Here is an 18923-nt window from a genome sequence, read left to right as displayed (position 1 = left end):
CAGCTCCTCTTAACTTAATAGAGGGTAATTTTACCGAGCTTTTAATATCCAAAAAACAAGGTAATAATAAAAACACTTATTCCCATCAGGAAAAAATTAATGGATTGGTTAACCGGAGTACGGAGCTTTAGCAAAGTTGTAGAGTTTGGCAGTTTTACCCGGGCCGCAGATGAAGAAGGTGTTTCAGCGTCTGCAGTGAGCAAACGAATTGACTGGCTAGAACAACAACTAGGCTTAACGCTATTTATTCGCACTACTCGCCAAGTCAATCTCACTGAGGCTGGGGAGCACTTTTTGCCGAAAGCTTCAATATGGCTTGCGCAGTTTGAATGTTTAACTGATCACGGACAAACGCTGAATCAAGCGCCATCAGGTAGCTTGAAAATCGCATCAACTCTCGCGGTAGGCAGCACCATCTTGATGCCAAATATCGCCTCATTTTTAGCTAAATATCCCAAGCTAAAAATTCATCTTAATGTCATCGCCCCTGGCGCACACCCAGATCTTAATCACGATTTAGTGATCACACGCTACTATGAAGCGTTTGACTCAGCCTCTCACAAAGGCAGCCGGCTCATTGACTACCAAATGCAAATCTTTGGTGCTCCTCACTATCTCAAACAGCATAACCCAATCGAATCTCTGGATGATCTCCGCCAACATAAAATGTTGTTAAGCAGTTACTACCATAAGCTAGGTGGGATTATTCTTGAAAATGGAGACACCTTCCAATTTGACAATTACAACTTCGTCTCTGATCAGTTAGACGCAATGCTGACTGCGGCCGTGCAAGGTTTGGGGCTGGTGTTTATTTCTCCTAGCTATGTGAAAAGAGAGCTTGACCAAGGTTTGCTCACACCTGTTTTACCTGAAGTGAAATCAGAAACAAAACAATTGTGGGCGTATTATCCGAAGGCAAACTACACCCCCTATAAAACTCAACTTTTTATTGATCACCTTAAAAAGCACCTTAAAGCAACAGAGTAGAGAAGAATGGCTTTCACATTTGTTCACAATTCAAGTACAAAAAATTCTCTAAAGATTTAGAGCCACATGCTAATTTAGGATATTTACTCAACTTTGTAGTACTAAACCGTGCTAACAGAGTATTTCGCTAAAAATAGAGCCACATACTATAACTTTAAAGGACTAACAATGAGTTTTAATCTCTTCACGAAAACCACACTGGCAACACTAGTCTCTGGGCTAGCTGCAATGAATGCACAAGCAAGCCAACCGCTCAGTTTAGATACCATCACCGATCCACAAATAGGTTGTGATACAAAAATTGAATTACTGATGGCAAATGCTGCCAGTGGCGTAAGTGACAGTTTATTGCCCGCTGAGACTATGTTAGAAGTGCTCAATACCCATTGCCAGCAACACCAACAAACTACAAATGAAACTGAACGAACCCCACCTGAGCTAAGAGCAATCCACTTGACCTCAAACTCAGTTAATGTCAACGACGGTGACAAAACCGTAGATATTACCTTGAGATTTTACGATGAAAGCGGTGTAAAATCCGCACGTGTTTATTTATCACCACCAACAGGCTTTAGTTGGGGTGGCAACAAATCAGCAGTAGCTTCTAATTGGCAGAAAATCGATGAGACTGGTGTGTATGAAAGTAAAGTCAGTTTTACTTTCACTGATGCCGACATCAATGGTAAATGGTTTTTAACCTTAGGCCACGTAACTGACGTAAATAACGCGGTTCGTTTTTGGCTTCGCGAGAGTGAAATTGAAGCCGCCGGCTTTAACCCATACATCGTCGTCTCAAATGATAAGGTCTCTGAAGGAGTTAATCCTGAGATCAAATCTATTGTGATTTCAGGCACTGAAGTTGATGTAAATACAGGCGATAAGACGGTTAACGTAACCGTAGAAGCTTACGACCAGTCGACTATGTCTAAAGGCGTAATTAGGGTTTCACCACCTAGCCAGTATAAATCACTTGCTATAAAACAGGCTGAGTCATCTGATTGGCTAGAAACCGACGTCGAAGGGGTGTATCGCTCAAATTATTCGTTTACCTTTACAGATAAGGCGTTGCCAGGTGAGTGGTTTGTTGCCTCTGCGATGCTCACTGATAGCAACGGAAATATGGGAGTTTACAACCGAGGACACTTTAATACACTAGGCTTACCTTCTGTCATCACTGTAAAAAATGAAACGGAACTAGATCTAGTACCACCCAGAATCAACCATATCGCTTTTTCATCTAATCAACTGGCATCAGCGAATGGTGAGCAAAACATAACGTTAACAGTCACAGCGTCGGATCTATCGGGGATGGCCAAAGGTTATTATGCTCTCAGAGCACCAGAAGGTTCTGACGCGGAAGATAAGCTTTTCACTATAGAGCAATGGCAACAAGGCAATAGTCAAAATGAGTTTGTTGGTACTAAAGGTTTGAGTTTCAGCAACGATGACTTGCAACAAGGTCAAGGTGTTTGGCAATTAGACGCTAGTACTCAAATAGACTCTGCGGGAATATATAGCCAAGGTGCTAAAGCGCGAGAGTTAACAACGTTAGGCGCTACGCCTTATATCTTTGTTGATGAAGAACAGATCAATAAAATTTCTGTTAGGGATATAACGGGAGCCAAGCAGGTAAAAATGGGGTCTAGCATCCCAGTTACGTTAGAAATAACTGAAAACACACTACCCAGTTTACCTAGTCAATTTCATCTTTACCTAGATTCTGAAGCCGCATTAAAGCTTGATTTCGAGTCAGTAGATAACGAATATACTACTAGCTGTGAAGCGTTAAGTAACCGTCACATATGTAGTTTTAGCAATGGCGCTGACATTAAATCAGTTCAAGTCTCGTTTAATGTAACGCCCAGCGAAGTAGGCGTATTTACGCCAACCGTCCGCTTCTCGTCAGAATTCCCTGAATTAGACTACACAGACAACAAAACCGCGTTTCAAGTAACAAGCTACGAACCAAAACTGTTTAATGTCGTGTTTAAGAATTGGGATGGTGGCGTGCTTGCTACTCAAACTATTGAAGAAAGTACTTCCGCGAATGCTCCTCAAGTTCCGCCCAGAGAAGGTTTCACATTCTCTGGATGGAATGGAGATTTTAGCAAAGTGGAGCAAGACCTTATCATTACTGCACAATTTGAAATTAATATGTATCAAGTTAAGTTCGTAGATTGGAATGGTACAGTCATCAAGGCCGTGGAAATCTCTCATGGGCAAGCAGCAACACCGCCTCTAGAGCCAAAACGAAATGGCTACGCATTTACTGGGTGGGATACTACTTTTGACAACGTCACCAGTGAACTAGTTGTTAAAGCGCAGTATAAAGCGAGTTCTAATCCAACGACTACCGATAAGGAAGATAAAGGTAGTTCCGGTGGTGCGTTCGGCTTTTTACTAGCGATGCTAAGCACGCTGTTGGCTTTTGTTAGACGCAGAACACCTGCATAACCTGCATACCTCATTTCAACAGCATAGCGACGCTTCGCTATGCTGTTTACCTTCACCAGATTGCATGAGAACCCATGTCTGGCATCTCAATGGCTCCACCTGCAGCCTGTACTGTGATTATGATGCGAAATAGTAATGCGGATAGCGTTGTTCCTAAAACACCCACACCGATAAACTATTGTTACAAATAATCCCCCCTGTTTTGGCGCTGACTCTCCATATGTTGCTAAACTGAGCACAACAATAATAATCAAGTTTTTGGAGTAGCCATGTCATTACAAAAATGGGGAGGAGTCGCTGCACTCACAGAAGCGGCAACTTATTTGTTTGGCTTTGTATTATTTTTTGGAGTATTGGACTCCAGTGGACATAATACCCCAGCGCTTTACCTAGATTTTTTCATCCAAAATCGCGACACCTTTTTCCTCGGCTATATTGTCATTGGGATTATTTTCAGCTTCACGCTTATCGTATTGGTACAAGCCATGCAGCAGCGCTTGAGTAAAGCCTCTCCTGAGCTGATGAAATTTGCTAGCATAGTGGGTTATATATGGGCCGCAATTGTACTTGCAAGTACCATGGTTTTTTTAACCAGCATTGCAGCAATTGCAAAATTTTATGAGATCGATCCAGCACTTGCCCTAACGGTTAATCGCACCATCTCGATAGTGGTAGATGCGCTTGGCGGTGGTATCGAGTTGGTCGGTGCAATATGGGTACTAGCGGTTAGCTATGTTGGCATTAAACATAACGTTTTTAGTCCACTGTTGCATTATTGGGGGTTGTTGGTCAGTATTGCAGGAATCCTTACATTGTTTTCTGGCCTTTCTTCTTTCTCAGCAAACCCATTTTTTGACGTGACCACTGCTATCTTCGGGTTGGGGCAAATCCTATGGTTTATCGTATTAGGTGTGATGTTATTGAGAGATGAAACACCAGCATAGGCGCATAACCACAGCTGGATAATATCTCCAAGGGGCAATTGCAAAATTATTGCCAGAACCACGCGTTTACTCTGGTTCTGGTAATACTGGAGGCGTACTATCCATATAAGTCAAAAAGTTAGCCCAAAGAGTATGGGTTCTAGTTTTTACTAATTCCTTACGACACTCGAGTGCCATCACGCCACGAATAGTGCCTTCTCGCCATTGGGTATATACCGCGCCGCAGTGTGCATCGAGATAGCTTTGCCACGCCAACTGCGAGGCTTTAATCGCTTCCACCAGTTGCACATCAAAGGCATTATGCTCAAGGCTTTTTTGGTAGTAACGTTCAAGTATTTCAGTTCTCGCGTTAAGCTCGCTCATTGCACACTCGTTGATGTCTATGGTTGAGATAGGGTTTTCACACACATCTCCTCCCGCCAACGCGATTTGGCAATTTAATAAAAACAATGCAGCCGCTATCAATCTCATGATATTTCCTTTTGTATTTAACCTTTAATGAGTTTCAACATATTACCGATGGAATCGAGGTTAATTCCACCCATCAGCTCTGGATTATTCAACGCATAGAGGTAATCTTCTATCAAGGTGCAATCAATCTCGTCACGCAGTTCAACAAACCCAGCCCAATTTTCGAGGTCATCTTCGTCAATTTCACCGCTGAGATATTTTGCTAATACCACGCTTAACATCGCCTTGCTGATAGCGAGCGATACTGCACTGTTATCGCTCAATAATATATTTAATGCCTGTTCTTTGTGTGGGCCGAATGTAACAAACTCGGCCAGTGCTTGTTGCTTATTCATGATTTTTCTCCAGCTCTGCGACCAAAGCAAATAACTCACTCAGCCCCGCTTGCTGTTGCTCGACTTCTTGCGCCGCAAAGCCTAAGCGAATATGACTTAAACTACTAGCCTTACCGAGAGTAAATTCAGGCTCACATTGTACGTAAATCCCTTTTTCAAGTGCTTTTTCAGATAATCTCGAGACGTCGCGTTTGCTGTTTACCCAATACGCCATGCCGCCTTGTGGCACTTCAAAGTCAATATCTAACTTGGCTTTAAGCTCGCTTAGATGCTGCGCCATCGCCTGATGGCGTCCTTGATAGGCTTTGGTCATGCGGCGTAAATGGCGCTCAAACCCTCCCTCTTCCATCCAGTCAGCCACAGCCAACTGGGTAAGGGCATCATTTTTGTGATTAAGTAGCTGCTTACGTGCCACCAATTGCGCAAGCACATCTGCCCGCGCACTCATATAACCCACACGAGCACCGGCAAACATGATTTTTGAGAAAGTAGAAATATAAATCACAATACCACTTGGGTCACTTGCCGCCATTGGCTGTAACGGCGGGCAGAGATAATGAAACTCATGGTCGTAATCGTCTTCAATAATAAACACGCCATACTGCTGGCACAGCTGATAAATCGCCATGCGCCTCGGTACAGATAAAGTCACTGTCGTGGGGTATTGATGTAGAGGAGTTAAATACAACAGCTTCACCTTGTTTTGTTCAAGGCAGCGCGCCAAAGCCTCCACTTTAATGCCTTCTGCATCTTGTGCTAATGCAAAAACTTCAGCCCCTGCATTGGTAAAGGCGTGTCGCGCAGGTGGATAACCAAGCATTTCGATGGCAACACCATCACCTGGATTAACAAATGCATTTGCCACCAATGAGAGCGCTTCTTGGGAGCCATTACAAATCAGTAAATCATCACATACCAGTCCCCTCGCTCTGCGCAAATACCCCTGAATTTGGGATTTCAGTAACTCGCACCCCGCAATGTCTGAATAGTGAAAATGACTGACATTGGTTTTGCGGCACGCCTTTACCAAAAACCGCTTAAACTCATCATAGGGAAAAGCATGAAGGTCCGGTAAGCCCCCTGCAAAACTATAGCGGTAGGCCGTACGCTTAGTGCTGCTTACTGGGGTCAGTATTTTAGCAAATTGCGGTACGATTTGTGGTGTAGCAGGCACTTTTGTGTCTATCTGTTGGCTACTGAAAATAGGTAGTTCAGTATTGACTCGATAGCCGCTGCGCTCTTTAACCACAAGCCAGCCTTCAGCTACCAAGTTTTGTAGCGCATTCATCACCGTGTGCCGATTCATACCATGTAACTCAGCCAGCTTTCGGGCAGAAGGAAGTTTGTCACCGGGTGTGAGCTTACCTTCAGTAATGGCACTGCGTAAAACATCTGCTAAGCGTTTATGTTTAGCATCTTGAGACTGTGTTTTTGGGCTAATAGAAATCAAGTCTGGTCTAATTAAATTATTAAATCTGGTTGTTTTATATCAACCAAAATCAGCGCAATATGCAAGCATTAAAAACACAGAATGAATGGAAAATTGATGCTTTCAAAACAAACGCTAGAATCCAATCGCGTTAAGCTCACTCCGCTTGAAGCCGCGCATTTACCTGAGTTATTGGCTCGAGGCAAAAAAACTGAGATCTGGAAATGGGTATTTAATAATTATTGTCGCGATCAAAAAACCATAGAGCAATGGTTTTACGGCTCTGCGCAATTTGACGAAAGCGAACAACTTGTTGTTGCAATCATAGATAAAGACTCAGGTAAACTGGCTGGTAATAGCCGCTTGTTTAGACTTGATAAACTCAACTTAAGTGCCGAAATCGGCCATACTTTTATTGGTACTGAATTTCAACGTACGCATGTTAATACCCACGCCAAATACCTGTTGCTCAAATATGCCTTTGAAGCGATTGGACTGGTGCGTGTGCAATTTCAAACGCATGAATGTAATCATAAGTCTCGTAATGCCATCGCTCGACTCGGTGCCCATTTTGAAGGCTTGTCGTTAAAAGATAGACGCCTGCCCGACGGAAGTTACCGTAATACAGCACGATTTGCCATCACTGATGAGATGTGGCCTGAAGTGAAAGCGAGGTTGGAGGAAAAGTTATGAGCTACCCAAGAAACTACTACATTGAAAGCAATCCAAACATACTCAGCTCTGTGATCACAAAACACCCGCTGGCCACGCTGACGGTGATCCAGGAAGGCAAGATAAAGACGGTTTTTGTACCGCTAACATTAAGTGATGACCATGCTTATTTGCTCGGACACGCTACAAAAGACAACCCGATTTTTCACACAGGTGGTGTTATTCAAGCAGTTTTCCACTGTGAAGATCATTACCTCTCACCCACGGTTATCCCTGCCATTAAGCTCCCCACGTGGTTGTACGCAAATGTGGTAGTTGAAGGTGAGCTCGCACTTATTGCTACTGATGATGAAAAATACGCGTCAATGCAAGCGCAGATAATGCATTTTGAGCAGTTTTCAAATAGTAATTGGCAACTTGATAGCGTGCCTGCTAATCAACGCCAATCGCTGTTTAACGCCATTAACTTTTTCAAGATTAAAATCAATACGATGCATGGCGCTTTTAAGTTAAGCCAAAACCAGTCGAGTGACATTCGCGCTAAAATCAAAACACATTTAACGCCATCCAAACCAATGTTAGCTAGTTATGTGTGTTAATTACTAAACTCATACTGCATTCATGGTTGAAGTGCTTGAATCTTACAGACCAGCAAGCAATTTCTATTTCAATGCGTTATTTCAAAAACCTAATAACAAAATTTATTTTGATGATGCAGAAGTGGCCCGGCCTAATGGCGCTGCTGGCTTTTTGCAGTGGTATAGCGAGCTTTATTTTAGTTGAACGTAAAGAGTCGTTTTCACAGATCATCGCTCTGCTTTTACTCACCAGTTGGCTGTGGCTTATTATTGATAACTGGCTTCGCGACCAAGTGGAGCAACGTTTTGGTATTGTGTTGTCACCCAACTTTATGCGCTTTGCCCTACAAATGGTGCAACAGGAAAGCCTATTCTTCGCACTGCCTTTTTTCTTGGCTGCCACAACATGGAATCATCCACAGGCCGCGTTTACCTGCTTAATTGCACTCTGCGCGTTTATCTCCGTTGTGGACCCGATATATTACAAAAAGCTAGCCCGGCACAATGTGCTGTTTATGGTATTCCACAATTTTGCTTTGTTTGTTGTGATTTCAGTTACGCTACCTATTTTGCTTCACCTGACAACCGACCAAAGTATACAAATAGCGCTAGTCACCGCCATTATTCTTACCCTACCGAGTCTTGGTAATGTCATGCCACATGCAAGATGGTGGCGTTTTCCCTTATTGGCTCTGCTGCTAAGTGCACTTAGCGCTGGTTTGTGGCAGTTACGTAGCTGGGTTCCCCCGGCGGCCTTACGACTCACCGACATTACGCTGGCTTATGAAGTTGATAGGCAGCAACGAAAGCCAATGAACAGTATCCAGCACCTCGATACCCATTCGCTTCACGAACAAGGCTTGTATAGTTGGAGCGCGGTAAAAGCACCACGGGGACTAAACGAAAAGATCTTTCACGTGTGGGTACACAACAAGCAAGTGGTTGACCGAATCCCCTTAAATATTAGCGGTGGACGCGAGGAAGGCTATCGAGCTTGGAGCCATAAGAGCAACTTTCCCGCCGACTCAACAGGTAAGTGGGAGGTGCACGTTGTCACCAGTTCAGGACAACTGATTGGCCTAACAAAATTTACTGTATCTCCTTAGGAAATTTTTAAGGAATTACAATCAATTATCGAAATCTAGGCGCGGTGATAGTGTTATTATGATATGGTTAAGCGTCTCTTTTCTTATTCAAGGAAGTCTATGACTGATTTTTCCGTTTTACCGGACGAAAACTCGAAGCGATTTGTTGCTGTGCTCAATAAAAAAGTTGAACTTGGTCGACTTTTTAATGCGCTTGGCCATATGACCGCTGGGCTCATTGACCAAATTGGTAATACTGATGAGCTCTGCTTTTTACCGTATCGAGACAAAGATGGCGGCATTCACCCTTCGATTTCGCACTACCCTTTTATTGTGCTTAAAGCAGATAACAGTAATAAAATCAGAAAAGTGCGAGCAGAGCTTGTGGCTCGTAACATCCCCTTTACCGACTTTACAAATACCATGATTGTTGGCACATCCGAACAGCAAGTAAGCGCCACCGCTGAAACACCAGAGCAAGACTTAGAGTACTTTGGCATTTGCATGTTTGGCGATAGCGCGGAGCTTAAAGAATTTACAGGGAAATTCAGCTTGTTTAAATAACCTGAGGTTTATTTTTGGTATCACTTACTTTGGTTGTAGTTTAGGTTTAATTTATGAAACGATTTTCAAGTATTGCGTTGGTCATTGTTGTATTACTGGTCATCCTTAATATGAGTAATTTGCCTTGGGAGTTAAGATTTGCAGCGCCTCAGCATAATTACCTTTTCGTTATGATACTGGCCATCATCTTGCCCGCTTCAGTGTTGTTGTGGTCGTTATGTCGACGCACCAAGTTACTCAAAGTGTCTGGTTTCTTAGTCGCTTTGGCAGCAGCAGTGCCGAGTTTCATCGTATTCATCTTTGCCGCTGGTGATTATTCCGAGATCAAACAAAGCGGCGTTGACAACTCCTTTGCCGAACTTAATCGACTGAATGTCAATGACGATAACTATGTGCTTTACCGAACCGACCGCGGAGCCACCACCTCATATGGTTTAGTTTTACGCTTAGAGCGAGAAATCGGATTTGGTATTCATGCAGTAAAGGTCGTTCACAGCAAATACAAAGCCGCAGAAGGTCAGCTGGAGTTGCTTTCTGAGAGCCAAATAAAAATGCAGATCCAGCCTTATGATACGCAAGACCAAATGGAAGTGGTGGTGTTAGATATTTAACATGCTTTCAAGGCCGCAGCGTAAAGCACATGATAAAAGCGACAAAATCGCTGTGTAAAACAGCTCCTACCCTGTAGTGAAGTCATGCTTGTAGGAGGCGATTCACTCGCCGAGCAGTTTATGTTTTCTAACGAATTTTCGCTGAAGAAATCTCCTCATTTCACCAGCCAAAAATTCAATATAAAAACAACAAGATCGCTGTGTAAAACAGCTCCTGCTACGTAGCGTAAATAGGCTTGTAGGAGGCGATTCACTCGCCGAGCAGTTTATGTTTTCTAACGAATTTTTGATGAAAAATCCCCCTCATCTCACCAGCCAAAAATTCAATATAAAAACAACAAAGTCGCTGTGTAAAACATCTCCTACCTCAAGGTGAAACCAAGCAAAAAGCCGATACTGGCTTTTTGCTCTTCACATTTAACACTGTTAAATAATAGTCTTACGGGTTCTTAGGCGATTAAAGTTGACGTAAACCTCTTTACCACAGTCTAATTTAACTGTGAAACCCGAATACTCCTCTTTGATTTCAATGAGTTTTTCGTAATTCTCTTGGAAGTAGGTTTGCGTCGGGATGGATGCGTCTTTAAAGCTGATAAACGCGCCGTATGCCCCTTCTATGGTGGTGTCGCGGCTAACTTCAATCCAATCAAGTGCACGGTTTACATAACGGTATACTGGATTTGCTTGACCAAGGCGTTTGCTGTCGTAACTGCCGTCGTATTTTAACTCGGTATTCCACCAAGTTTGGTATTGAATGGTGTACTGCGCAGTAGTATAAGGAAAGGCAACACGCTCCTTAGCATCATCCCAAGTATCATTGGCATAAAACTTACCCGCAATGGCACCTAGAGTGACATAACTAAATAGTCCAAGTGGGGCATTTTGTGCAAACAGTAAAGGCGATGTAAGTGAACGCAATAGCGCCAACTTGCCTTGTTCGGTAAGACCAGACTCACGCACTAGCTTCGAGGTGATCTTGTGTGGCGCTGGGGCGTCGAAGTCTGGTGTAAATGGTTCGCCATCAAGACTTGCGGCAAGCGTCCCTTTTAACCCCAGTTTTTTGAGATTAGCCAAAGAGTTTCGCGACCAGTCAGACATCAATGCTTCGCTATAATTCTGCTTTGTATCCGTGCCCGTCACCTGCACTTTAGCAGTGGGAAAATACTGCTTAGCAAACTGAAGTAGCGCCTTTTCTGAGCCTTGCCAATAACCATACATGGTGCTTGGGTGCTTTAACGTTTTTTCGTAACCAGATGATTTTTCACACTCGCTAACATCTGGGATAGCGTTGATTTTTAGGTTAGTACCAACTAAGTTCTCGGTATCCTTTCCCGTATCGTTAATCGCATCTTCCCACCGGCTGAGCAGCTGCCAAGTTGCTAAGTCTGTAGAGCCAACCGCCTCATTATTCCAGTTAATTTCAAAGCGGTGGATTTCGTCAGGTAGCTCAAAAGCTTTGACTCTAAACTCCGTCACTATTCCATAACTTAACGCCCCGCCTCCGCGTAGTGCCCATAAGAGATCTTCATTTTCAGTCTCAGATACCTCAACTCTCGAACCATCTTGCAAAATAACAGTCGCACCAACGAGTGACTCACAGCACATCCCTTTTGCTCGCGTCCACGGGCCCCAGCCACCGCCTTGAATATACCCAGCTAACCCAACCGTGGCACAGGTGCCGTGCGGAATGGTTAACGGCGGAATATCCTTGTAACCAGATTCCGCAAGCTTTGGAACTAATTGATAAAAGCGATATCCAGAGCCAATATGAGCAATATAGTCATCGCCTTCTTTCTCAATGGAGAAGTCTTTTAAACCGCTTAAATCCAGTAGCACCACATCTGTGCCACTACACTCCCCTTCGTGATCATGGCCACCAGAGCGCACCCGAATGGGTAAGTTAAACGCTATCGCCTCTTGATAGGCGCGCATTACATCATCGGTGTTATTACACATCACAATCACCGAGGGCGAAAACTGAAATCGTGTGTTAAAGATAAGCGCTTTAGCTTGATATTCTCTAAAGCGCTCCATCGAAGTATCCCCCGTTGGCAATAAAGTAAGCAACTGCTTTGCAGAAAAGCCATGCTTACTTTCTAACGCGAGTATAAATCCTTGTGTCGCGCGCCAATAGCGGTCGATACGCTTTTGTGCTTCTTCTAACTGATATTCAGGGATTGGTTTATTGGATTGTTTAGGCATTGTTGTTTCCTTGCGCTGTGCTATTTCCACATGGACAGTCGTCCACTTTGTTACCCGTAATGGCTTCGGCGAGATCTTGTATCGCCGGTGCGAGATCTTTTTTATCAATATTGACTTTAATGAGGTACGGCTTACATGGGTTTTCATGAAGCGCAGCAAAAACCTCATTTAGATCCGCGACGGTCTCTACATTCAAATATTCAACAGAATACGCATTCGCTAATGATTTATAGTCCCAATGATGCAAATCATCAAATGGTGCAAACGCGCCCGCAGGAGTAAACGCACAAATATCAACAAACGACTGCTCAATTGCATACACTTGGTTACTCATTACAAACACCGCAGTATTGAGTTTATTATGGCTAATGGTAGACAGTGTTTGGCACATCATCATAAACCCACCGTCGCCTGCAACCACAACACTACGTCGATTGTCAGCCAAAGCTGTGCCAAGTGAACAACCGGTTTCATGACCTAACGACCCCCAAGCCGCGTCACTAATAAAGCGACTTTCTTCAATACCAGTTAAACGAGCCGCCATATAAAGCGAAGAGCTTTCACCTAAAATAAGGTTGAAGTCACGCACCTTTTGGCATTGGGCTAACTGCTTTTGGTATGTGCAAAAGAAGTTTTCGTAGCTGATGGTATCGCAATCTCGTACGGGACTTTTCAAGTAGGGGTTTTCCGGCAACGAGCAAAGCGCATGATGCTGCATCGGGTAATGCTCAATATACACCGTTAAATCATCAATAAACTGTGCTAAATCGATACCACCAAAACGCTCGCAGTTACCAATTCTTGCTTCGCCCATATTCACGCGGATCAATTCGTTGTCTTGCGTTTTTAACATGGTCAGGTAGTCATCAGTGAATATTGCCCCCAACGCTAAAATGCAATCTCGTTTGCTAACAAAGTCAAACGTTTCAGGCCATGACGCTTCACCCGCATAGGTGCCAACAAACAGCTCCTTCCCGAGCCCTTGCGCCTCACTTAATACTGATTTGGCTAGCGTGGTCGTGGTATACGGAATATTGAGATTACAGAGCAAGTTTTCGACTTCCCTTTGTATGCCGAGCCTCGTGATCTCTATACCTAATAATACCAATGGCTTCTCAGCTTCTTTGAGTCGGTTGATTACTTTATCGAGTAAATTTGCCATCATCGTAGGATTAGATGCAGGTCTTGGGATCACTAAATGGCCATCTGGTTTATCACAAGCTGCGCCCCACACGTTTTGCCATGCTTCTAGATAAATAGGCCGTTTTTCACTCATGGCAAGGCGTAACGCATTGTCAATAATGTCAGGAGCAGAAGCAGGATCCGAAAGAATTTCACTGGCGACAGTGACATTTTCAAACACCTTTTTATCAGCGCTATAGTCGCCGGTAGAGTGATGAAATAACACGCCTGTTTCTTCAATATCTACACGGTTTTCAGCCGATGGGCTTGCCGATATAACGACAACAGGATTACGCTCGACATAAGCGCCGGCGATGGCGTTTAATACGCTGAACGTGCCAACGCCGTATTGCACAGACACCGCGCCAATACCTCGGTATCTTGCATATCCATCCGCCGCGTAGCCTGCCCCTAGTTCGGTTACATCGCCCACAGCGTCAATACCTGGAAAGTTGTCCAGTGCGGTCATAAACTCTTGCACATAGTCACCAGGCACTTGAAATACCTTATCTAGGCCCAACTGCTTTAACCGCCACAGTAAATGGTCGGCAACCGTAAAATTAGCGGTACTCATGATTAATACCTCGATAAGCGAACTCAGTGACTTCGTCTAGCGTGTCTGAATTGGCATTTGGCTGCTGCGCTGAATGCTGACACGAGCAGCCACCTTTACGGCAATCTACTGGTAAGTAGTTGTGGTGTGACTCAAGCCACTGTTCATACTGTGCTTTGTCTTTAGATAACCACTTCGGTGTTGGTAAAGCAAAGAACTCAGCCAATGTTGATTCAGCCGTATTTAACGCTCCTTCAACCCAGCCTTGTTCATAGGAGTACGCTTCGCCAACAATATAGATTTCTTCACTCGCAACAGGGTGGCGCATTCTGCACATGATCTCATCGAGACGATAGTTGGCTTTCCACTCATGCCAGCCACCGCCATAAGGGTCATCCCCCCACTCTTGGTAGATTGCAGAATATGGCATTGGGAGCGCTTTTTGATTATGTAACGCTTGAATTTGGCGATGTGCCGCTTCAACCATCCCAGTGGTAATTTGATACTGGTTTTTAGGTACTATCTCATTTTCGGTATAGCCTTGTGCACCATAGGCTGGCATATAGCCTTGGTAATGCTCGCCCTTTTCTAAACCTTTCCAGTAAGGGATAGTGCCAATATCATTGTAAGAAGCCATTAGCAGCGAGTTGGTATTAGGCTCACCATAGGTATGCTCTACTTTACATACCCGTTCGCCTTTTTCGTTGGTCTCGTATTCAAGGCATTCTTTTTGATCGCATTCCGTGCCCATGTAATAAGTTTGACGGATTGGTAAGTCAGTGACAGAGCGACCAGCAACAAGGCCCAAACTGCGCCACCAAGGTTGCTCGTAAGCCATAAACATCTTAATCGCTTTTTGGATAAGCACAGACGGAATGTTTTCTTTTAACCAAGGGTCGTCAAAGAACGGCGATTCAATCAGCTCAAGCGAGCGCCTTGGCATAGCCAAAATAAGCCGCTTCACTTTAACGCTGTACGCTGGAGCATCTTTATCAACCACTTTCCCACTGCTGTTCACTTGTGTTGGTTGAAAGGTGAGTTCATAACGAAACTCGCCACAATGATGCAGCTCAATTTTTGCAAGTCGATGCAACATATTAACGCGCTTACAGCGGTCAAGGCAGCCCGGTGCCGCTGCAAACTCTTCACATAACTTCAGCGGTAACGCCTGAAAACCATCTTTGAGGGTCTTAAATACTGTATCATCGCTATATTCAGTGGCAGGCAACTGAGTAACCGCACTGGCATTCGCCACATTAGCATCGTAGCCCCCCGCTTCTTTCATAAAAAGGTATGCTTCGTTACTCAACACATGCTCAAGCAAGTTCCAAAAGCCAAAGCGCCAGATTTCCTTGCCAAACACTTTGACTTTCATCTGCTCTGCAAGAGACATATCGGCAAAGCCCGGACAGATGAGGTTCATGACTTTAACTTGAAGATCTTCCGGCCCATAGCCTCGCTCTGTTTCTTCAAGCTTGTATGGGATTTTGTCTGGACACTCGGCGAAATCACGATATCTAAAATATTGTCCGCGCAGGTAAAAGAGGTTGTTTTCACTACCTGCTTCAGGGGAGCTTTCTGCATTTGAAGGGTATAACGGCAGCTTTGAGCCCATTGGGAAGTCTTTGGTTTGGAGCTTTAGCTCATCCACCAGCGTACTCACCATCACATGATCATCAGGAATAAAGCGCATGCCACCAAGCTCAGCCACGACGTTGGGTAACCCCGGAAGCGTGCGACTGTACAAACGACCACCGATACGATCGCTATACTCAAATAAGCCTATGCGATGTGTATCACCAAGCTCTTGTTGCAGACGCCATGCACTATAGACACCTGATACACCGCCACCCACAATGGCAATATCTAGTTCTTTATTCATTTTAATATGCTCCTTTAAGCTATTACTTTAAAAGCATATTTAAGGGTGGTGATTTTATCTATTACACCGAGTTACAACAGATTACAGAGACATTACAGCAACTACAAAAATAGCCAGTCTTCAATGATGAAGACTGGCTATTTAACGTTTGCTTATTCTAACCTTCGGCTACTTTGGGCTATTTTGGCAAAGCCCATCTAAAATTGGACAGTTTGCATTTTCGTCACCATTACAGTTGTCCGACAGTTGTTTCAAAGTCTCACGCATTTGCTGAAGTTCATTGATTTTATGCTCAATCTCATTCAAATGATGCTGCGCTATCGATTTGACTTCACGGCTAGTACGATCTGGGTTTTGTAACAAATCGAGCAAAGATTGGATCTGCGCAATAGGAAACCCCAGTTTTCGTGCTTGCTTTATCACACCTAGCAATTGTAATTGTTGTGAATCGTACAGCCGGTAGCCTGCTTCACTTCTTTTGCTGCACTTTAGTAGCCCGCTCGCTTCGTAATGGCGGATCATTTTTGCCGAGAGTCCTGTACGCTGCGCGGCTTCGCCGATTGTGATCAGTTTTTCCATGACGTTTACTCCTTTGGTTGCCAACGTTGCAATAACAACGCATTGCTAATGACTAGTAAACTACTGGTCGCCATCGCCGCACCTGCAAAAATAGGGCTAAGGTAACCCAGTGCTGCCAATGGAATGCCAATGACATTAAAGATAAATGCCCAAAATAGATTTTGCTTGATTTTGCGATAGGTTAATTTTGCCATCGCTAAAGCAGATGCCACTAAGCTTGGCTCGCCACGCATCAGCGTCATTGCCGATGCGCTTACCGCCACTTCCGTACCGGTTGCCATTGCGATACCCAGATCAGCCTGTGCCAGCGCAGGGGCATCATTGATCCCGTCGCCGACCATTGCCACACAGTAACCTTGCTGTTGGGCATTAGCAATATACTCAGCTTTGTGCTCTGGCAGAACTTGCGCTTTATAATCGTCCAGTTCTAGCAATTTAGCGTTGTACTGTGCACTACTTTGGCTGTCTCCAGTCAACATTGCAACTTTAATCCCTTGCTGCCTAAGCTGTTTGACCGCGGTATAGGCATGAGCTTTAAGCTCGTCAGTAAAGTAGAATAGCGCCAAAAACTCGCAGCTCAGTTCACTATTTTGGCTCACTAACCAAGATAAAGAAGCGCCGGGTATTTCTTCTGGTAGCGCAGGCAAAGTTAAGCCTAACTCTTGCATCCAAAAGCCGCTCCCCAAATAGACTGTTTGATCTTGGTATTGTGCTTTAACGCCTCTACCTGCTACCACTTTAAAGTCGCTTACAGGAAGTAATGACAATTGCTTTTCTTGTGCTTTATTGACCACCGCCTTGGCAAGCGGGTGTTCGCTGTATTGCTGTAACGATGCCGCCAGCTGTAACACATCGTCTTGATGATACGTAAAAGTGTGCATATTGCTAAGCTCAGGTTTGCCCATCGTAAGCGTGCCCGTTTTATCAAAAATCACCATATCGATGGCAGTTGCTTGCTCCAGTGCACCGGCATCCTTTACTAAGATCCCATAGCGCGCGGCAGTGCCTGTACCTGCCATAATCGCGGCAGGTGTTGCTAAACCAAGCGCACACGGGCAAGCAATAACAAGAACCGCCACCGCATTCAGAATACCTGTTGGCCAATCTCCAGTACTTAGCCCCCATGCAAAAAATGTAATGATTGCAATCACCAATACCGCTGGTACAAATATCGCACTCACTTTATCCACCAACGCTTGCACTGGTGCTTTCGCGCCTTGTGCTTGTTCTACCAAACGAATAATTTTTGCCAAAGTTGATTCCGCGCCAACACTGGTTGCATCCACTTCAAGCACGCCATCAAGATTCACCGAACCACCAGTAACTTTATCTGTTTGTGCTTTATAAACAGGCACGCTTTCACCGCTGATAAGCGCTTCATCTACCTGTGAGTGACCTTCAACTACAACGCCGTCAACCGGTATACGCTCACCAGGTTTGATCAATAGTCGTTCGCCACTTTTTACTGCCCCAGCAGGGACTTCTTGCCAACTGTTATCACGCCAGACCATAGCCGATGTTGGCCTTAAGCTTTCAAGCGCTTTAAGGGCGCTGGTTGTACGTCGCTTGGCTCGGTGTTCAAGATACTTGCCCAACAGCACCAAACTCAACACGGCACTGCTGCTTTCGAAGTATAAATGTGGAGCGCCATGCTCACCGCTGAATGTCCACCACAAATACAGCGACAGGCCATACGCCGCACTGGTGCCGATGGCCACCAGCAAATCCATATTCCCCGTTCCCGCTTTTATTGCTCCCCATCCGGCACGATAAAAACGCGCACCAAAATAAAACTGAACAGGCGTGGCCAATGCCCATTGCATCCACGCCGGGAGCATCCAGTTTTGGTTAAACAACATGGCAAACATGGGTAACACCATAGGTAAGGTGAGCGTCAGTGACGCCACTGCCGGGAACCAATCAGCGCGATAAAAGGGAATTGCTGCCACTTGTTCGCTTGACTCATCAGGGTCTGCTTGTGGCTGTACCACAGTGTAACCGGCGTCGTTAAGCTTGGCTTCGATTTCAGCGAACGGTAACTCTGCCACTAAAGTTAAGGTTAGCTTTTCAGTCGCTAAATTGACCTCGGCTTTAATTACCTGCGGTAATGTTTGCGCCGCCTTTTCCACTCGGCTCACACAAGACGCGCAAGTCATGCCTTTAACTTGATATTGCACTTCATTGGTATTGACCTTGTAGCCTGCATCTTTTACCGCACTGACCAACGCCGACACTTCCGCACTGCCCTCAACAGACACCGCTTCCAAGGCTAAGTTAACACTGGCACTGACAACGCCAGACACTTTCTCTAAGGCTTTCTCAACTCGGCCAACGCACGAGGCGCATGTCATGCCTGATACATTAAATTTTATTACCTTGTCCATTTCTATCTCCG

General features: G+C 44.7%; 16 protein-coding genes. 8 read left to right on the top strand and 8 right to left on the bottom strand.

The window, feature by feature from the left end; translation table 11 throughout:
- The first annotated feature begins 99 nt into the window (after window positions 1–99).
- The 3 genes from QSH61_RS23510 to QSH61_RS23500 all read left to right on the top strand — a co-directional run bounded on the left by QSH61_RS23510 (window position 100) and on the right by QSH61_RS23500 (window position 4385).
- On the top strand, window positions 100–987 hold the full coding sequence (locus QSH61_RS23510; RefSeq protein ID WP_174169455.1) for a LysR family transcriptional regulator: 888 nt from the start codon (window positions 100–102) through the stop codon (window positions 985–987).
- 168 nt (window positions 988–1155) lie between these two features.
- Entirely contained in the window at window positions 1156–3441 is a 2286-nt protein-coding gene (locus QSH61_RS23505; RefSeq protein ID WP_206473101.1) for an InlB B-repeat-containing protein, read from the top strand.
- Between the two features lie 269 nt (window positions 3442–3710).
- Complete coding sequence (locus QSH61_RS23500; protein ID WP_174169457.1) at window positions 3711–4385, top strand: DUF4386 family protein; 675 nt, start codon at window positions 3711–3713, stop codon at window positions 4383–4385.
- Window positions 4386–4451: 66 nt separating this feature from the next.
- On the opposite strand, the gene QSH61_RS23495 is transcribed toward QSH61_RS23500, so the two are convergent.
- Genes QSH61_RS23495 through pdxR form a run of 3 tightly spaced genes read right to left on the bottom strand, consistent with a single transcriptional unit; the run spans window position 4452 to window position 6641 of the window.
- On the bottom strand, window positions 4452–4856 hold the full coding sequence (locus QSH61_RS23495; protein ID WP_206473103.1) for a lysozyme inhibitor LprI family protein: 405 nt from the start codon (window positions 4854–4856) through the stop codon (window positions 4452–4454).
- A gap of 17 nt (window positions 4857–4873) precedes the next feature.
- Window positions 4874–5191 (bottom strand): RNA-binding protein, encoded by a 318-nt coding sequence (locus QSH61_RS23490; protein ID WP_206473105.1) that lies wholly within the window; start codon window positions 5189–5191, stop codon window positions 4874–4876.
- Window positions 5184–6641, bottom strand: a complete 1458-nt coding sequence (gene pdxR / locus QSH61_RS23485; RefSeq protein ID WP_206473107.1) for a MocR-like pyridoxine biosynthesis transcription factor PdxR — start codon at window positions 6639–6641, stop codon at window positions 5184–5186. The genes QSH61_RS23490 and pdxR overlap by 8 nt, the downstream gene beginning before the upstream one ends.
- 96 nt (window positions 6642–6737) lie before the next feature.
- On the opposite strand from pdxR, the gene QSH61_RS23480 reads away from it, so the two are divergent.
- The 5 genes from QSH61_RS23480 to QSH61_RS23460 all read left to right on the top strand — a co-directional run bounded on the left by QSH61_RS23480 (window position 6738) and on the right by QSH61_RS23460 (window position 10130).
- The gene (locus QSH61_RS23480) at window positions 6738–7313 is read left to right on the top strand and encodes a GNAT family N-acetyltransferase (RefSeq protein ID WP_010603638.1); all 576 of its coding nucleotides are present in this window, start codon (window positions 6738–6740) and stop codon (window positions 7311–7313) included.
- Entirely contained in the window at window positions 7310–7891 is a 582-nt protein-coding gene (locus QSH61_RS23475; RefSeq protein WP_206473109.1) for an FMN-binding negative transcriptional regulator, read from the top strand. Before QSH61_RS23480 ends, QSH61_RS23475 begins: the two co-directional genes overlap by 4 nt.
- A gap of 71 nt (window positions 7892–7962) precedes the next feature.
- Window positions 7963–8976, top strand: coding sequence for a DUF5924 family protein (locus tag QSH61_RS23470; RefSeq protein ID WP_010603640.1), 1014 nt, complete (start codon window positions 7963–7965; stop codon window positions 8974–8976).
- A 99-nt stretch (window positions 8977–9075) separates the two neighbouring features.
- Entirely contained in the window at window positions 9076–9519 is a 444-nt protein-coding gene (locus QSH61_RS23465; protein WP_174169462.1) for a DUF2000 domain-containing protein, read from the top strand.
- 53 nt (window positions 9520–9572) lie between these two features.
- Window positions 9573–10130, top strand: coding sequence for a hypothetical protein (locus QSH61_RS23460; RefSeq protein WP_010603642.1), 558 nt, complete (start codon window positions 9573–9575; stop codon window positions 10128–10130).
- Window positions 10131–10556: 426 nt separating this feature from the next.
- Here QSH61_RS23460 and QSH61_RS23455 read toward each other — a convergent pair whose 3' ends face one another.
- The 5 genes from QSH61_RS23455 to QSH61_RS23435 all read right to left on the bottom strand — a co-directional run bounded on the left by QSH61_RS23455 (window position 10557) and on the right by QSH61_RS23435 (window position 18912).
- Window positions 10557–12332, bottom strand: a complete 1776-nt coding sequence (locus tag QSH61_RS23455; RefSeq protein ID WP_206473110.1) for an FAD-dependent oxidoreductase — start codon at window positions 12330–12332, stop codon at window positions 10557–10559.
- A complete protein-coding gene (locus QSH61_RS23450) occupies window positions 12325–14088 on the bottom strand; it encodes an alpha-keto acid decarboxylase family protein (RefSeq protein WP_206473112.1) in 1764 nt (587 codons plus the stop codon). The genes QSH61_RS23455 and QSH61_RS23450 overlap by 8 nt, the downstream gene beginning before the upstream one ends.
- Complete coding sequence (locus QSH61_RS23445) at window positions 14075–15949, bottom strand: flavin monoamine oxidase family protein (protein ID WP_206473114.1); 1875 nt, start codon at window positions 15947–15949, stop codon at window positions 14075–14077. The genes QSH61_RS23450 and QSH61_RS23445 overlap by 14 nt, the downstream gene beginning before the upstream one ends.
- A gap of 168 nt (window positions 15950–16117) precedes the next feature.
- Entirely contained in the window at window positions 16118–16528 is a 411-nt protein-coding gene (gene cueR, locus QSH61_RS23440) for a Cu(I)-responsive transcriptional regulator (RefSeq protein WP_206473117.1), read from the bottom strand.
- 5 nt (window positions 16529–16533) lie between these two features.
- Entirely contained in the window at window positions 16534–18912 is a 2379-nt protein-coding gene (locus QSH61_RS23435) for a heavy metal translocating P-type ATPase (RefSeq protein WP_174169466.1), read from the bottom strand.
- Window positions 18913–18923: the final 11 nt, after the last annotated feature.

Origin of the sequence: Pseudoalteromonas sp. JC3, from assembly GCF_030291895.1 — a bacterium.
In the GTDB taxonomy this organism is placed as follows: domain Bacteria; phylum Pseudomonadota; class Gammaproteobacteria; order Enterobacterales; family Alteromonadaceae; genus Pseudoalteromonas.
This window is presented reverse-complemented; position numbering and strand designations above follow the sequence as displayed.

What these genes read in the sequence shown, in the direction of transcription:
- QSH61_RS23495 (WP_206473103.1), bottom strand. Translation starts at nt 4,856, where the DNA reads ATGAGATTGATAGCGGCTGCATTGTTTTTATTAAATTGCCAAATCGCG.
- QSH61_RS23455 (WP_206473110.1), bottom strand. Translation starts at nt 12,332, where the DNA reads ATGCCTAAACAATCCAATAAACCAATCCCTGAATATCAGTTAGAAGAA.
- QSH61_RS23500 (WP_174169457.1), top strand. Translation starts at nt 3,711, where the DNA reads ATGTCATTACAAAAATGGGGAGGAGTCGCTGCACTCACAGAAGCGGCA.
- QSH61_RS23475 (WP_206473109.1), top strand. Translation starts at nt 7,310, where the DNA reads ATGAGCTACCCAAGAAACTACTACATTGAAAGCAATCCAAACATACTC.
- QSH61_RS23505 (WP_206473101.1), top strand. Translation starts at nt 1,156, where the DNA reads ATGAGTTTTAATCTCTTCACGAAAACCACACTGGCAACACTAGTCTCT.
- QSH61_RS23445 (WP_206473114.1), bottom strand. Translation starts at nt 15,949, where the DNA reads ATGAATAAAGAACTAGATATTGCCATTGTGGGTGGCGGTGTATCAGGT.
- QSH61_RS23470 (WP_010603640.1), top strand. Translation starts at nt 7,963, where the DNA reads ATGCGTTATTTCAAAAACCTAATAACAAAATTTATTTTGATGATGCAG.
- QSH61_RS23480 (WP_010603638.1), top strand. Translation starts at nt 6,738, where the DNA reads ATGCTTTCAAAACAAACGCTAGAATCCAATCGCGTTAAGCTCACTCCG.
- QSH61_RS23510 (WP_174169455.1), top strand. Translation starts at nt 100, where the DNA reads ATGGATTGGTTAACCGGAGTACGGAGCTTTAGCAAAGTTGTAGAGTTT.
- QSH61_RS23435 (WP_174169466.1), bottom strand. Translation starts at nt 18,912, where the DNA reads ATGGACAAGGTAATAAAATTTAATGTATCAGGCATGACATGCGCCTCG.
- QSH61_RS23460 (WP_010603642.1), top strand. Translation starts at nt 9,573, where the DNA reads ATGAAACGATTTTCAAGTATTGCGTTGGTCATTGTTGTATTACTGGTC.
- QSH61_RS23465 (WP_174169462.1), top strand. Translation starts at nt 9,076, where the DNA reads ATGACTGATTTTTCCGTTTTACCGGACGAAAACTCGAAGCGATTTGTT.
- QSH61_RS23450 (WP_206473112.1), bottom strand. Translation starts at nt 14,088, where the DNA reads ATGAGTACCGCTAATTTTACGGTTGCCGACCATTTACTGTGGCGGTTA.
- cueR (WP_206473117.1), bottom strand. Translation starts at nt 16,528, where the DNA reads ATGGAAAAACTGATCACAATCGGCGAAGCCGCGCAGCGTACAGGACTC.
- QSH61_RS23490 (WP_206473105.1), bottom strand. Translation starts at nt 5,191, where the DNA reads ATGAATAAGCAACAAGCACTGGCCGAGTTTGTTACATTCGGCCCACAC.